15 protein-coding genes are annotated in these 14,874 nt (G+C 65.2%); 11 read left to right on the forward strand and 4 right to left on the reverse strand.

All coding sequences use genetic code 11. The features are described from left to right. Positions 1 to 65: 65 nt before the first annotated feature. From JOE57_RS11970 to JOE57_RS12010, 9 genes are all read left to right on the forward strand, one after another. The gene (locus JOE57_RS11970) at positions 66 to 998 is read left to right on the forward strand and encodes a carbohydrate ABC transporter permease (RefSeq protein WP_204918248.1); all 933 of its coding nucleotides are present in this window, start codon (positions 66 to 68) and stop codon (positions 996 to 998) included. A 64-nt stretch (positions 999 to 1,062) separates the two neighbouring features. Beyond that, positions 1,063 to 1,902 (forward strand): carbohydrate ABC transporter permease, encoded by an 840-nt coding sequence (locus JOE57_RS11975; protein ID WP_204918250.1) that lies wholly within the window; start codon positions 1,063 to 1,065, stop codon positions 1,900 to 1,902. A 58-nt stretch (positions 1,903 to 1,960) separates the two neighbouring features. Further along, positions 1,961 to 3,328, forward strand: a complete 1,368-nt coding sequence (locus JOE57_RS11980) for an ABC transporter substrate-binding protein (RefSeq protein WP_204918251.1) — start codon at positions 1,961 to 1,963, stop codon at positions 3,326 to 3,328. Positions 3,329 to 3,364: 36 nt separating this feature from the next. Continuing rightward, positions 3,365 to 4,321, forward strand: coding sequence for a sugar phosphate isomerase/epimerase family protein (locus JOE57_RS11985; RefSeq protein ID WP_204918253.1), 957 nt, complete (start codon positions 3,365 to 3,367; stop codon positions 4,319 to 4,321). Then, a complete protein-coding gene (locus JOE57_RS11990) occupies positions 4,318 to 5,355 on the forward strand; it encodes a zinc-dependent alcohol dehydrogenase (RefSeq protein ID WP_204918255.1) in 1,038 nt (345 codons plus the stop codon). The genes JOE57_RS11985 and JOE57_RS11990 overlap by 4 nt, the downstream gene beginning before the upstream one ends. Next, positions 5,352 to 6,056 (forward strand): ThuA domain-containing protein, encoded by a 705-nt coding sequence (locus tag JOE57_RS11995; RefSeq protein WP_204918257.1) that lies wholly within the window; start codon positions 5,352 to 5,354, stop codon positions 6,054 to 6,056. Before JOE57_RS11990 ends, JOE57_RS11995 begins: the two co-directional genes overlap by 4 nt. Further along, a complete protein-coding gene (locus tag JOE57_RS12000; protein ID WP_204918259.1) occupies positions 6,053 to 6,829 on the forward strand; it encodes an alpha/beta fold hydrolase in 777 nt (258 codons plus the stop codon). Before JOE57_RS11995 ends, JOE57_RS12000 begins: the two co-directional genes overlap by 4 nt. 47 nt (positions 6,830 to 6,876) lie before the next feature. Beyond that, the gene (locus tag JOE57_RS12005) at positions 6,877 to 7,641 is read left to right on the forward strand and encodes a sugar phosphate isomerase/epimerase family protein (protein WP_204918261.1); all 765 of its coding nucleotides are present in this window, start codon (positions 6,877 to 6,879) and stop codon (positions 7,639 to 7,641) included. Positions 7,642 to 7,643: 2 nt separating this feature from the next. Continuing rightward, positions 7,644 to 8,540, forward strand: a complete 897-nt coding sequence (locus tag JOE57_RS12010; protein WP_204918263.1) for a sugar phosphate isomerase/epimerase family protein — start codon at positions 7,644 to 7,646, stop codon at positions 8,538 to 8,540. A gap of 61 nt (positions 8,541 to 8,601) precedes the next feature. Here the strand turns inward: JOE57_RS12010 and larC are convergent, their stop codons facing one another. From larC to larE, 3 genes are read right to left on the reverse strand one after another with little or no spacing between them, the layout of a single operon-like run. After that, complete coding sequence (gene larC / locus JOE57_RS12015) at positions 8,602 to 9,987, reverse strand: nickel pincer cofactor biosynthesis protein LarC (protein WP_338041283.1); 1,386 nt, start codon at positions 9,985 to 9,987, stop codon at positions 8,602 to 8,604. Further along, on the reverse strand, positions 9,984 to 10,712 hold the full coding sequence (gene larB / locus JOE57_RS12020; RefSeq protein ID WP_338041284.1) for a nickel pincer cofactor biosynthesis protein LarB: 729 nt from the start codon (positions 10,710 to 10,712) through the stop codon (positions 9,984 to 9,986). The genes larC and larB overlap by 4 nt, the downstream gene beginning before the upstream one ends. Continuing rightward, positions 10,705 to 11,589, reverse strand: a complete 885-nt coding sequence (gene larE, locus JOE57_RS12025; protein ID WP_338041285.1) for an ATP-dependent sacrificial sulfur transferase LarE — start codon at positions 11,587 to 11,589, stop codon at positions 10,705 to 10,707. The genes larB and larE overlap by 8 nt, the downstream gene beginning before the upstream one ends. A 129-nt stretch (positions 11,590 to 11,718) precedes the next feature. Between larE and JOE57_RS12030 the strand changes: the two genes are divergently transcribed. Then, entirely contained in the window at positions 11,719 to 12,768 is a 1,050-nt protein-coding gene (locus tag JOE57_RS12030; RefSeq protein ID WP_204918265.1) for a substrate-binding domain-containing protein, read from the forward strand. 378 nt (positions 12,769 to 13,146) lie between these two features. On the opposite strand, the gene JOE57_RS12035 is transcribed toward JOE57_RS12030, so the two are convergent. After that, complete coding sequence (locus tag JOE57_RS12035) at positions 13,147 to 14,130, reverse strand: alpha/beta fold hydrolase (protein WP_204918268.1); 984 nt, start codon at positions 14,128 to 14,130, stop codon at positions 13,147 to 13,149. Between the two features lie 363 nt (positions 14,131 to 14,493). Between JOE57_RS12035 and JOE57_RS12040 the strand changes: the two genes are divergently transcribed. Then, positions 14,494 to 14,856 carry a hypothetical protein gene (locus JOE57_RS12040; protein WP_204918270.1) on the forward strand — a complete coding sequence of 121 codons (363 nt, stop codon included), beginning with the start codon at positions 14,494 to 14,496 and terminating at the stop codon, positions 14,854 to 14,856. Positions 14,857 to 14,874 lie beyond the last annotated feature (18 nt).

Here is a 14,874-nt window from a genome sequence, read left to right on the forward strand (position 1 = left end):
AAACGATGACGTTGGCTAGGCTGGCTGGTGGGGACGGCCCCGGGCGGGGAGCAGGCGATGTGTCGATGTCTGCGCAGCGCGTCAGCGGTGCCGACCGGCCACGCAAATTCCGGATGACTCGCCAAGCCAGGGTCGAGGCCCGGGCCGGCTACCTCTTCCTGCTTCCGAACCTCCTGGGCTTCCTCATCTTCAGCCTGGTTCCCATCGCTGCCTGCCTGGCGTTGACGTTCACCAAATGGAATCTCATCCTCCCGCCGGCATTCACTGGCGGGAAGAACTACCAGCAGATGGTCAGCGACCAGCTGTTCTGGAAGACGTTGGGCAACACCGCTTACTACACGATCGGTGCTGTGCCCATCGCCATCTTCATCGCCTTCTGGTTGGCATTGTTGTTGAACCGAGGTATGCGCGGCGTCAAGTTCTTCCGCACCATCTACTTTCTGCCGTATGTGACCTTGACGGTGGCGATAGCCATCGTTTGGTCTTGGATCTATAACCCCGACCTCGGCCTGATCAACTATGTCGTCGGACTCTTTGGCATCGACGGTCCAGATTGGCTGCAGAGCCCTACCTGGGCGATGCCGGCGATCATCATCATGAGCGACTGGAAGGGCATCGGTTACCCGATGCTGATCTTCCTTGCCGCCCTCCAAGGGGTGCCGGAAGAGTATTACGAGTCGGCGAAGATCGATGGAGCCAACTGGCTTCAACGAGTTACCCACGTCACAGTGCCGACGATCGCGCCTGCGACCTTCTACATCATTGTGATCTCGTTCATAGGCGCGATGCAGGGCTTTGACCAGTTCTACGTCATGACGAAGGGCGGTCCTGCATACGCAACCACCACCATCGTGATGTACATCTACCAGCAGGGTTTCCAGTGGTTCAACATGGGCTATGCGGCCACGCTGGCCGTGGCCCTCTTCCTCGTTATCTCGCTCATCACCGCGTTGATGTGGCGCGTCAACTCCCGCGGCCCAAGCCTGTCGGCGAACTGATTCACAAGCAGAGGAGGAGCCTGACATGAACCGCACATCCAGCGCCACAGTCAATCAGCACGTAATGAGCAAGAAGACACGACGCAGAATCGGCAACGCGCTCGCAACTGGCGCCTCGACCTTGATCGGCATCCTCTTCTTCGCTCCGTTCGCGTGGATGGTGTCGAGTTCGTTCAAGGACATCTCCGAGATCTATGACTTTCCACCCAAGTTCATTCCTCAACAGATCAAATGGTCCAACTACGCTGACGCCTGGAACGCCCTCCCGTTCGACATCTTCTTCCTCAACAGCGCGATCGTGGCTGTCGCAACAACGGTCGGAGTCATTCTCACTTGCTCGCTGGCCGGCTACTCCTTCGCGCGGCTCCGGTACCCCGGGCGCGACAAGATCTTCCTGGCGTACCTCGCGACAATGATGATCCCGTTTCCGGTGCTCATGGTGCCGCTGTTCGTGATCATGAAGAATCTTCAGCTCGTCGACACTCTGTGGTCCTTGATCCTCCCCGCGGTGTTCACCCCAGCAGGCACCTTCCTGATGCGCCAGTTCATCCTCACACTGCCTCGGGAACTCGAAGAGGCGGCACGCGTCGACGGCTGCGGGTTCTTCGGCATCTACTGGCGGATCGTGCTACCGCTGATGAAACCCGTCATCGCGACGCTGGCGATTTTCACGTTCCTGGGTTCCTGGAACGAGTTCCTCTGGCCGCTCATCTCGATCAGCTCGATCGATCAGAAGACTCTGCCGCTCGGGCTCACCATGTTCCAGTCGCGGCTGTCGGGGCGGACCCCGTGGAACCAGGTGATGGCCAGTGCCACGTTCACGATCATCCCGGTCCTTGTCCTCTTCATTCTGGGCCAGAAGTACTACGTCAAGGGCATCGTCACCACTGGAATCAAGGGCTAGCTCTGTCAACCGGCGGCGACGCCTTCTACCCATCAAGCCTCAAGTCAAAGGAGACATCATGACCATTCCCGGAAAGCTCTCAAGCCCACAACTCAGCAGACGCCGTCTCTTGACTGGCACCGCGGCAGCGGCGGGCGGACTCGCCCTGCCATGGCTCACCGGCTGCACGAAGGACAGCTCCAAGAACGTCGCTGCATCGACCACGGGGCAATGGAAGGCCATGACGTGGGAGGGGAAGGACGAGATGAAGAAGTGGAATCTTCACCTCGGCAACTTCTTCAAGAAGTATCCGGACATGAAGTGGTCTGTCGACTTCGGAATCGACTGGGAACAGTACTGGACCAAACTGCAGACTTCGGTCGCCGCTGATGCAGCCCCTGACATGTGTTGGATGCACGACACCCGACTCTCGCTCTTCGCCTCCCAAGGGCTGTTGCAGCCGTTGGACGAGTACCTTACGAAGGCTACGCCAGAAGGATGGCCGGACGAGTTCTACCGGTCTCAGGTGGACTCCTTCCGCTATCAGGACAAGCAGTATGCCTTCCCGTACGACTGGGCAGCGGGGGGCCTGTACATCAACCTCGATTGGCTGGAGAAGGCGGGCGTCCAGGTCCCAGACGAGAGCTGGACGTATGACGACCTGCTCGAAGCGGCCAAGAAGCTGACGGCCAAAGCAGGCACACCAGGCAAGCAATGGGGCCTGTCTCTGCCCACCGACAGCTACTTCAGCTATGCCACAGTCAAGGCCTTCGGTGGCGAGTTCGTGTCTGGGGATCCGCTGGAGATGCACTACACGGACCCCGGGACGATCGCTGCCTATCAGTATCTCTACGACGCGATCTGGACCCACAAGGTCATGCCCAGTAACAGCCAGATCACTGCTGCTACCGGGGGTAGCGGGGACACCTCCGCTTTCTTCTCCAGCGGCAAGGTGGCGATGCTGCACTCACTCAACGATGCCGCCTTCGTTATGGAGGACCTCATCAAGGGCAGGTTCCGCTGGACCGTGGCACCGATGCCGACCGGACCTGCCGGCCGATTCCAGGGAGTCGGAGGCTCAGCATTCGCTATCCCCAAGGGATCGCGGCATCCTGACGTGACCTACGAGTTCATAAAGTATGCGCTGAGCGATCCCAAGTCCCTCCCCGTCACGGCCAAAATGGGATCGATGTTCGTCTCCAACACCAAGTACTGGAAAGACGGTGTGCCCTCCAAGGACGTGCTCGATCCAACGGCCTACAAGCACACCTTCTATGACCTCGGGAAGTCGGCGGGCACGCATCCTCGCTACTTCCCCAACTACGGTCGCTGGGACAGTTCGGTCTACACGAAGAACATGGACAACCTGTGGGCGAACAAGGAGTCTGACGTCGCCAAAGTACTCGGTCAGATCCAGACCGAGACCCAACCACTGCTGCAGGCATGAATGAGTCGTCGTCCGCTACATCCTCAGGAGGTGTCGATGTCTACTGATCTCAGCGGCTCCGCGACTCAAGGAGACGAAACGCGAAGCTCGTTGCCGCGAATCGCGTTCGGGAGCTGGGCCTTTGCCTTTGGGCCGTTCGAGGCGGACCCTTGGAGTTTCGAACGCACCTGCCGCTATGTGGCCGAGGCAGGTTTTGACGGGATCGAGATCAACGGGTTCCGTCCCCACCCGCATGACGAGGACCATGCAACGGATGTGGACTGCGAACCGGTCCGCGACCTGCTCCAGCAGCTCGGGCTCGGAATTTCTGCCTATGCTCCTGACTTCCGCAGCACGCCACCCGCCGACGTGCCGATCAAGGACTACCTCGCGCGGGTGGACAGCACCTTGGCCTTCTGTAACCGCCTGGACATCAGCATTCTCCGAACCGACACCATCTCTCCACCGGGGCCAATCGAGGCTGGGCGATTGGCCCGGCTGGCGGCTGCCTGGCGAGCGGCCGCGGCTAGGGCGGAGGATCGGGGTGTGCTCCTGGTGTGGGAGTTTGAGCCGGGGTTCTGGCTCAATCGCCCGAGCGAAGTGCTGCGCCTACTCGAGGCGGTGGATCACCCCAACTTCAAAGTTCTCTTCGACACCTCGCACGCCTACACGGGGGCGGTGATGGGAGCAAGGCAGGGTGCCGAGCCGGAACTTCTGGCCGGTGGGGTAGCTGAGTATGCCCAGCTGCTCTCGGGGCAACTGGGGCATCTGCATCTGATTGACAGCGACGGGTCCCTGCACGACGACGAGACCAGTGCCCATCTTCCGTTCGGAAAGGGCCACATTGACTTCGACCATGTCGTCGGGGGCATCCGGGATGAAGCACTCTCATTGCCCTGGTGGACGGTCGATTTCTGCTTCTGCCCGACAACCGAAAAGGATGGTCGACTGTCCGTGCCCTATGTTCATCAGCTTCTCTACCGCATGACAGCACTGGAAGTGGACGCCCAATGAAAGCAGCAGCAATTACCGGCCCTGGCACCATTGTCATCCGGGATCAGGAGGCACCACAGGCGCGTGGTGGACGCGACCTCGTGGTGGTGAAGATACTGGTCTCACCGTTATGTACCGAGTTCAAGTCAAGGAGAGCGGGACATCTCTCCGATGAACTGGGCCACGAGGCCGCTGGGGTGGTGGTCGATGCTGCATCCTCACAGTTGGTGAGCGAAGGCGATCGCGTCGTGGTGATGCCACAGTTCGCCTGCGGACGCTGCTGGTTGTGCCTGCGTGGCGAACACATCCACTGCCCCAATCAGCGCGACCCCCTTGCAGAGTCCGGGTCGAGCCACGGCAGGGGCACGATCGCGCAGTATGTGATCAAGCCGGACTGGTTGCTGATCAAGGTTCCCGACGACATTTCGCTTGAGCACGCGTCGATGGCTTGCTGCGGTTTCGGGCCCACTTTCACCGCGCATCAACGACTCGGGACTTCCGCCTTGGACAGCGCTGCCGTCTCAGGTTGTGGGCCCGTGGGTCTGGGCGCAGTCATCCAGGGAGTCACCAGGGGGGCAGAGGTGATCGCGCTTGAGACGCAGTCCTATCGCTCCGCACTGGCCGCCAAGCTGGGCGCCAGTCATGTTTTTGACCCGCGCGAGAGCGGCGTCCCCGAACAGATCGCCAGCCTGACACAGGGCCGCGGAGCCTCCGTCGGAATCGAGACGAGCGGCGCGCCTACGGCCGCGCGGTTGCTCGCCGACGCCATCAGGACTCGCGGGCGGATGGCGATCGTCGCATGGACACCCGAAGTCGTCCTCCCAGCGATCGTGCCAGCCGGTCTAGAGGTCCACGGTTGCTGGCACTGGAACCACCAGCATTTCCTGCAGGACATGTGGACCATGATCCGCAAGTCAGGACCGGCCATCGACCTGATGATCACACACCGAATGTCGCTGGACGACGTGGCCAGGGCAATGGATCTTCAGGATCGCGGAGAATGTGGAAAGATCGTCCTCTATCCCTTCGGTTCGGAAGCGGTTGATGCAGCATGAAGAAGATCGTTGTCTTGGCTGGCGAACCTGAATATGGCGCACAGGATTCGATGCGCCCGATAGCTGACCTACTGGCCTCGGCGCTGGACGTGTCGATCGACTACAGGGAACCATCGGTCATTGCCGATGAGCCGGATTTTCCTGAATCCAGCTTCGGTGACCTGTCGACGCTGTCGGACGCGGATCTATTGATCATTTACACCAGGTTCCGCCGCTTGATTGATGCGGACATGGTGGCACTGGATTCCTATCTTCAGGGAGGTGGTGGAGTGGTCGGGTTGCGTACATCCACCCACGCATTCCGGTTTGAACCGGGGTCTAGGTGGTACTCCTGGAATGACTCCTTCGGCCGCGACGTCCTCGGTTCGCCCTGGATCAGCCATCACGGACACAGCTCGAGCACCGATGTCGCAGTGTTGGACGACGCTCCCGCTGACCTGGTGCAAGGGTTGCCGCGAGAGTTCCATGTGCGCTCCTGGCTCTATCGCACTGAGCTCGCGGGTTGGGCGCACCCGATCCTCAGCGGGAATCCGGTCGATCCCGAGACCCAGCCCGATCAGGGACCGGTGGCCTGGTACGGCACCCCTCAGGGGCGCCGTACGTTCTACACCAGCCTGGGCCATGTCGAGGACCTTGCCGAGGATGCAGTCCGCAGGCTGCTGGTCAATGCTGTGGCCTGGACACTTGGTGGTCGACCTTGAGCAGCGGGCCGGCCCCGGTCGAGCTGGCCCACACAGAGTCCGGCAAGGGCGATCCCGTCATCCTCATCATGGGCTTGAACGCCTCGGGCGCGGCCTGGCGCCCCCACGTCGATCAGTGGTCGCGGACCTTCCGGTGTCTCGCTGTCGACAACAGAGGGGCCGGCGAATCGCCGGCGCCTCTCGGCCCCTACACCACCGCGGAGTTGGCCGACGACTACGCGAATCTGATCCGAAAGCTCGATCTTGGAGTCTGTCGGGTGGTCGGCATCTCGATGGGCGGCGCGATCGCGCAAGAGCTTGCACTGCGTCATCCTGAGCTCGTCGAGCGTTTGGTGCTGGTTGCCACCTGGGCCGGAGCCGACCCCTACACACGCGACATCTTGACGTTGATCGACTTCGTCCGCAGTAGCGCCGACGAGGCAACGTTCAACATGTTCCTGCAGACGCTGGTGTGGACGCCGGATTGGTTCAGCAGCCATGACCACGATCTGACGATGGCCAGGCAGGTGCCCCCGTCAGTCGGTCCGGACGCACTCGCCGCTCAGGTGCAGGCATGCCTCACGCATGACACCCTGGATCGGCTGGGCGGGATTGCCGTTCCCACGTTGGTCACTGCGGGACGGCTGGACCGCTTTGTCCCGATACGACTCAGCAGGACAGTGGCGGAGGAGATCCCGGGTGCCCGCTTGGAGATCTTCGACGAGAGCGGACACGTACACCACTGGGAAGAGCTGCAGCGGTTCAATGACTATGTGGAGGAATGGTTGAAGTGACATCAGTGGCGGATTTGAGCTATGCATGCCAGACCTACAGTTGGCAGATGAGCATCGATCGCTACCGTGGCCAGGTGGAGCATATGGCTTCGGTTGCCTCTCGGGCCGGCTTCACCGGATTCGAACCCGAGTTGGTGATGCTCGGTGATGACTGGAGTGTCTCCAGGCTGCGCCACATCCTTGATCAGCACGGACTTTCGCTGGCTGCAATGGTCTTGGTCGAAGAGTGGCGTGGTCCCTGCGAGACAGAGAGCGAACGGGCCGATGCCGAATCAGTGATCAAGGCCGTCGCAGCATCCGGGGGCGCAAAGCTCGTCCTCTGCCCGTTCCCCGGTGCCGATCGCTCCGACCTGGCGGAGCGTCAGGTCAACGCCATGGCATGCATGGAGGCGGTCGCCAAGCGCGCCGCCGATGTGGGAGTCCACTGCACCTTTCATCCCAACTCGCCGACAGGGTCGGTATTTCGGACAGCCGAGGACTATCGCCGGATGGCTGATCTGCTGCCCGACCTCATTGGCTACACGCCCGATATCGGACACATCGCTCGAGGCGGGATGGATCCCCTGACCGTCATCCGGCAATGGCGGGATCGAATTGACCATGTACATGTCAAAGATGTCGCGGAAGATGGGACGTGGGCGGAAACCGGAGCAGGCGTCGTCGACGTCCGCGGCGTCCTGGAGCATCTGGCGGCGACTGACTTCACCGGCTGGGTCACCTTTGAAGACGAGTCGGCTGCGGCCGAGACAGATCCGGATCAGGCAACCGCGCACAACGGAGACTACGTGCGAACGCTGAAGGGCGGGAGTTGATCATGACCACAGCGGCGGAAGCGACATCTCTGGCGGATCGGTTGCCGATTGCGGTGAATACGTTTGTCTGGCACTCACCGGTCAACGACGTGCTGCTCGCCGAGACTCTCGACAAACTCTCGCGCTGGGGCTACGACGGGGTCGAGATCGCCTGTGAGGATGTTGGTGACTGGGACCCCGGCCGCGCTGGGGAACTGTTGCAGTCACTCGGTTTGCGCTCGGTTGTGGGCGCCGTGTTCGGCCCGGGGCGTGAACTGGCCTGCGCGGAGGCGTCGGTCATCGAAGCGACTCAAGACTACGTACGTGCGGTGATCGACATCGCCGAACGGCAAGGTGCGCCGATGGTGATCGGTCCGATGTACACCTCTGTCGGCCGGACCTGGCGGATGAGCGCGGACGAACGACGGGCGGCCTTGGAGCAGTTGCGCGAGTCCCTGGCGCCCTTGTGTGACTATGCCGGCGCCAGAGGAGTCCGCCTCGCGGTCGAACCCCTGAACCGCTACGAGACGAGCCTGCTCACGACCGCCGAGCAGGTGATGGAGCTGATCGATCCATTACCGGCTGAGACCATCGGGGTGAATCTCGACACCTATCACATGAACATCGAGGAGAAGAGCTTTCGCGACGCCTTCGATGTTGTCGGTGCCCGGCTACTCCATCTACAAGTGTGCGGTAATGATCGTGGCGCGCCCGGCGAGGATCACCTGGATTGGGAGGACATCAGGAGCTGCCTGCAACGCATCGGGTATCGCGGCATGTTGGGGTTCGAGTCGTTCACGGCCGACAACGCCTCTATTGCCACTGCTGCCTCGATCTGGCGCCCCTTTGCTCCTACCCAGGACGAGTTGGCGCAACGGGCTCTGACGCATCTGACCGCCTGGCGGGCGGGTTGGACTTGAGCCTCTACGGGTGAACCGGCTCAGCGGGTACGCCGTCGTCTCGCTCAGCCGGCGGGGTGAATCAGTGCGCGTGCCCGTGGTCGTGCGAGTGCCCGTGCCCGTGGCCATGATCATGTGGGTGATCGTGGCCATGACCGGCGCTGACCTCGGGGGTCGGCAGCGGAGCGCCCGCCGTCAACCGGGCCCGCACAACAGCCGCGTTGGCCTCGGCATGCAGATCGGCCACCGGTAGCCCTTGCGTGGATGCAAGCGCCGCCACCTCGTCGAACTCGGGGGTGGCCTGGACGATCCGGCCGCTCCGGTGCGAGATCTTCACCGTCACGTCCTGACCCGCCACCTGCACCCGGGCACTGCGACGGGCCAGCACCCGCCGGGCCACCGCGTGCTGGCGGATGCCGATGGTGCTGGTCTGGGCGAAGATCACGTCGGCGATCCGGTCGGCCCGGTCGGCAGCGGCCAATGCGCACAGCGTGTGCGCCGGCCGGCCCTTCTTCATCAGGATCGGCACCAGCCAGGCATCCATGGCACCGGCCGACAGCAGCGCCTCCAGCACCCCGGGCCACAGCCGCGGGTCCAGATCATCCACGTTCGCCTCGAGCTGGACGGCCTGTTCCAGGTCACCGTCCACCGCTGAGGCCAGAGCGGGCGCCGAACCCCTCTGTGCGGCTGCCGGGGCTCCGGCGGGAGCGCCGACCAGCACCCGGACCACATTCGGCCAGCCATCGAAGTCCTTGTTGCCCGCCCCGACCCCCACCGTACGGAGCGTGAACGACGGCCCGTCCTCGCAGCGCTCGGCCAGAGCCCGAACCAGCGCCACACCGGTCGGGGTGGCCAACTCGCCCACCGGTCGCGGGTCGTCGCCGGTGCGGCGCGGGTTGGCCACCAGCGGCCAGTCCCGGGCCAGCTGGGCCACGGCAGGCACCGGGACCGGGATGTCACCATGGGCGATCCGGACCCGACCGGCACCCACCGCCAGCGGTGAGGCGGTGACCGTGCCCACCCCCAGCAACCGGAGTGCCTCACAGCAGCCGACCACGTCGGCGATGGAGTCGAGCGCACCCACCTCATGGAAGTGGACGTCCGCCGGCGGAATGCCGTGCACAAAGCCCTCGGCGTCGGCCAGCAGGGAGAAGGTGGCCAGTGCCCGCTGTCTGGTGATGGGCGCCAGGTCGGCGTCGGCGAGCAGAGCACGGATCGACGCCCAGGTGCGGTGCGGCGGGTCGTCGACAAGCACGTCCACCTCGACCTTGCCGGACCGCTGGCCGCCACGGTTCACCTCGGTTCGGGTCAGCCGGACCGAGCGTGGGACGACGGCGTCCACCGCCGCCTGGACGCGGTCCAGGTCCGCGCCGGCGTCCACCAGGGCGCCGAGCAGCATGTCACCCGCGACGCCGGCGGTCACATCCAGCCAGGCGTGTACGGCCTGAGCAGGAGCGGGCGAGCTCACGCTGTGTCCGGGTTGCCGTTGGCGGCGATCTGAGCCGCCAGGTGGCCACCTCCGTACCCGTTGTCGATGTTGACGACACCGACCCCGGGGGAGCAGGAGTTGAGCATGCTGAGCAGGGGGGCCAGCCCCTCGAACGCGGCGCCGTAGCCGACCGAGGTCGGCACCGCCACCACCGGGGTCCGGACCAGGCCGGCGACCACGGACGGCAGGGCACCGTCCATGCCGGCCACCACCACCACCACAGCAGCCTCCCGGAGCACGTCGAGCCGGCCCAGTACGCGATGCAGCCCGGCCACACCTACGTCGACCACCAGCACGGTCCGTCGACCCAGGTAGCGTGCCGTCAGCTCGGCCTCCCGGGCCACGGCGAGGTCGGAGGTGCCGGCAGCGGCGACGACGACCAGGCCGCCGGTCGGCTCCGGCGGAGTCGTCGGCCACACCACCAGCTTGGCGTCCTCATGGTGTACGGCATCGGGCAGCTCGGCCAGCACAGCCTCCGCCTGCTCCGCTGAGGCCCGGGTGAACAGCACCGGGCTGATCACGCCACTCTGCTCGTGGGCCCGGTCGCGTACGGCGGCGGCGATCGCCCGGATCTGCACGATCGACTTGTATTCGCAGTAGATGGCCTCCGGATAGCCCCGTCGGAGCGCCCGGTCATGATCGAGATGGGCCAGCGCCTCGAGCTCGACCGGCGGCTGCCACTTCTGCTCGGACAGCTCAGCCACGCTGCACCTCCAGCAGGGCCAGGGTGAACGCGCCCGACTGGATCCCGGCCAGGTCGAGGGCAGCGAACCGGAATCCGGCGCGGATGACCACCTCGTGGATCGCGTCGCGCACCTGCGGCTCGACGGCTCGGGCGAGGTCGGCCGGCATCAGCTCGAGCCGGGCGATCTCACCGTGGTGGCGGACCCTCGAGTCGGCGAACCCCAGTGAGCGCAGGCCCGACTCGGCCTGCTCCACCTGGCGCAGCTTCTCCGGGGTGACCTCCTGGTGGTGGGGGATCCTGGACGCCAGGCAGGGCGCGGCCGGCTTGTCGGCGCACGGCAGAGCCAGGGCACGCGCGATCTCACGTACCGCCTTCTTGGTCAGACCCGCCTCGGCCAGCGGCCGCAGCACCCGGTGGTTGGTCGCCGCCTGGGCGCCCGGACGATCGGGTCGACGGGCGTCGTCGGCGTTCTCCCCGTAAGCCACCGCCGTCAGCCGGTGGGCCTCGACGACGTCGTCGGAGATCCGGTTGAACAGCTCGTCCTTGCAGTGGAAGCAGCGGTCGGGGCCGTTGGCGCGGTAGGCCGCGTTCTGGCCCTCGAAGGTCTCCACCTCGATCACCCGGGCGCCGATGAACCGGGCCACCTCGTGGGCGGCGGCACGCTCGTCCGCAGCGAGGCTGGGCGAGACGCCGAGAATGGCCACTACCCGGTCAGGACCCAGCGTACGGACCGCCAGCGCCAGCAGCACGGCCGAGTCGACGCCACCGGAGTAGGCCACGCCCAGCGGTCCGCTGTCCTCGATCGTCGCAGCCACCCGTCGCACCGACTCGCGCAGCTCGGGCGTCAGCAGGTGGTCATCGTCCGAACGGCTCATCGCCTGAATCGTCTCAGTCACAGCCAACAACTTACTGCTGACCCCGAACGCCCGCGCCACCGCTCCGGGTTGCGCAACGCGTCGGTACCGGTGGCGCTTTGCCTGGTGCGGCACGAGCGCCTAGCGTGGCGGTCGAAGGAGGTGGCCGCCGTGGAGGGCCGCAACGAGGCGTCACCGGGTGAGGAGCCCGCCGATCCGCCGCCGCCCGCGGGCGCGGCGACGATCTATGACGTCGCCAAGGCCGCCGGAGTGGCCGCCTCGACCGTCTCCCGCGCGCTGTCTCGTCCGGGCCGGGTCAGCTTCAAGACCGCGGAGCGCATCCGCGAGGCAGCCGAGGAGCTCGGCTACCGGGCGGGGTCGATCCGGCGTACGGTGCCCGCGGGCCGCAGCCGGATGCTGGCGATGGTGGTCGCCGACATCACCAACCCGGCTTTTTTCGGCATGATCCGCGGCGCGGAGCGGACCGCCAAGAGCGCCGGCTACACCCTGCTGGTCGTCGAGACCCAGGAGTCTGAGGAGGCCGAGCACGAGACGCTGACCAGGCTGCTGCCGTTCGTCGACGGGGTGATGCTGACCAGCTCCCGGATGCCGGACTCGGCCATCCGGGGTGCCGCGAAGCAACGACCGCTGGTGGTGCTGAACCGGGTCGTCGGCCAGGTGCCGTCGGTGATGAGTGACAACGTGAAGGCGGCGAAGCGCGCCGCCGAGCACCTGGGCGAGCTGGGACACCGGTCGATCTGCTATCTGGCCGGCCCGGACGCGTCCTGGGCCGATGGCATGCGGTGGCGCGGGCTGCGCGAGGCGGGGGAGGAGCTGTCGATCCAGGTCCGCCGGTTGGGCCCGTGCCAGCCGACCCTGCGCGGTGGTGGGGCACTGGCCGAGCAGTGGCTGGAACGACCGACGTCGGCCGTGCTGGCCTACAACGACCTGGTCGCCATCGGGTTCATGCGCGCGGTGACCGAGGCCGGTTGCAGCATCCCCGCAGACGTATCGGTGATCGGGTTCGACAACATCCTGGACTCGGCCCTGGTCACCCCCCGGCTCACCACCCTGGCCGCTCCGCTGGTCTCGCTCGGGGAGGCGGCGGTCAGTCACCTGCTGGCACGCGCCCGCGACGGCCAGCCGGAGAACTACCAGCCGATCCTGATGCCGGCCCGGCTGGTCGTGCGTGAGTCCACCGCGTCCTACCGTGGCCGTTGAGCGGTCGGCCTTGGCCGAAAAGTCGTCACATGCTGACTTTCTTTCGCCCGGACTCGGTGGGGCTGCCGGAGGCGCGGGCGCGTGTCGAAAAGTCGTCACGTGCTGCGGTCTGTGCTCGTACCCTCGGGACAGAGAGCGAAAAAGTCGTCACGTGCTGCGTCGTGGGTCGTGGTCGGCCCGCCAGCGCAAAAGTCGCGTTCTGATGAGTTCTGTACCGGGAAGAGCGCTCAGGTCCCGGAGATGTCGCGTTCTGATGACTTCTGTATGGGAGGAGCGCTCAAACCCCGCAGAAAAGTCGCGTTCTGATGAGTTTCGCCCGGGAAGGGGATGAAGGCCGCTCCGACCCGCACGAGAGAGCGCGACAACGCCGCGGACGAGTCAGGGCAGCCGGCGGGAGAGCCAGTCGAACACCACGTGCTCATACTCCGCCCGCGCCGGCTGGTCGGACAGGGCCAGGTCGTGGCGACCGCCGGGGATCCGCCGAACCGTCACGTCGTTGCCGAGCCGGGGGGCCAGCGAGGTCATGTGCTCCACGTTCAGCACGCAGTCAGTGCTCATCAGCTCGTTCGGGGTGGGATGGACGGGGTGGCCGGATCGCGAGGAGGTGCAGACCAGCACCGGCACACCGATGTGCAGACCGCGCCGCACCCGCGCGTGCCCGCGTCGGATGGCGCGCAGCCAGCCGGCGTGCACAGGGAAGCCGGCCAGCGGCTTCCAGGCCAGGTCGTAGTTCCACTGACCACCGGTGGAGGTGTGCAACGAGCGCCCGTACGCGTCGCCCAGCTGGCCGACCCGCACGTGCGGCACGAACCCGCCGACCAGGTCGATGACCCGGGTCGCGATCACCCGGTTGAACCAGTTCGAGTTGAGATCGAACCACGGACTGTTCAGCACCAGGGCGATCACACCGCCGGGATGGTCGCTGACGTACAGCGGCGCGATCAGGCCTCCGGTCGAGTGTCCGAGCAGCACGACCTTCTGGTGTCCGTGCTCCTCGCGGATGATCTTGAGGGCGGCGTCGATGTCCTCGTCGTACGTGCGCAGGTCGGTCACCCAGTTGGGGCTCTGCCCTGGCCGCATCGAACGGCCGTACTTGCGCAGGTCGAGGGCGTAGAAGTCGTAGCCGTGATCGCGCCAGAGCGCGGCATGCTCGACCTGGAAGAAGTAGTCGACGAAGCCGTGCAGATACAGCACGGCCCGGGGATGCTCACCGTTTCCCGCTTCGCGCCGGTGCACCAGAGTCGCCACCGGCTGGCCCTCATCGTCCGGGGCCAGCTCGATCGTGCGGGCCACCCAGTCGTCGCCCAGCACGTCGTCGACGAACTGCTCCGGCGTCGGGACAGCAGACTCGGCATCGCTCACGCCCACATCATCGCAGTTCGGTGCTGCATCGGCTGGCGGTTCTTGAGCAAATCCTGAGGCGCACCTTGGCCAACGAGGACGTCGGGTAAAGGAACGGGGGGCAGGGTTGTCCTCAGAACGAATCGGCGGCAGTCAACATCCAGGTCGAGGCTGAGGGGGACGCCGATGATCGACCAGGCCTGGCGTGGCCGCAGGTGCAAAAAGCAGCCATGTCTATCGGGCCGGGTCGACCGGTTCTGTGAGGGGGGATCTATGTCGGGGGACGGATCCGAAGGTACGGGGGGATCTCTTTCTGGAGATGCATCCTGCAAGGGGGGAGCGTCGGGCTCGGTGGCGGAGTCGCCGAGCCCGACCATCCAACAGGTGGGCACGGACCCGCCCGCGCTGGGCTGGACCACCGATGTCCTGGCCAATGACGGTGAGATCGTCCAACACTTCGTCGTCGACTATCTCGCCATGCTGGATGAACGGTTCGAGCGCATCCGGCGTCATGTCGAGAACGGCGACCACAAGGAAGCGCTGATCGCGCTGCTCAGCCTGGAGTCGTCCAGCCACATGGTCGGCGCCTTCGACCTGGTCGCTGCGGCCCGCAGGCTGCGCGAGACGATCGGGCACACCGACGCGATGGAGCTGCAGGCACTGCTCGCGGCCTTGCTCGACGCGGTTCGTGAGGCCGACGCACAGCTGCGGTGCAGCTGGCAGCTCGGCCCTCGGTCGGAGCTCTAGCCCGGCCTGTCCGGGATC

Source organism: Microlunatus panaciterrae (assembly GCF_016907535.1).
GTDB classification, from domain to species: domain Bacteria; phylum Actinomycetota; class Actinomycetes; order Propionibacteriales; family Propionibacteriaceae; genus Microlunatus; species Microlunatus panaciterrae.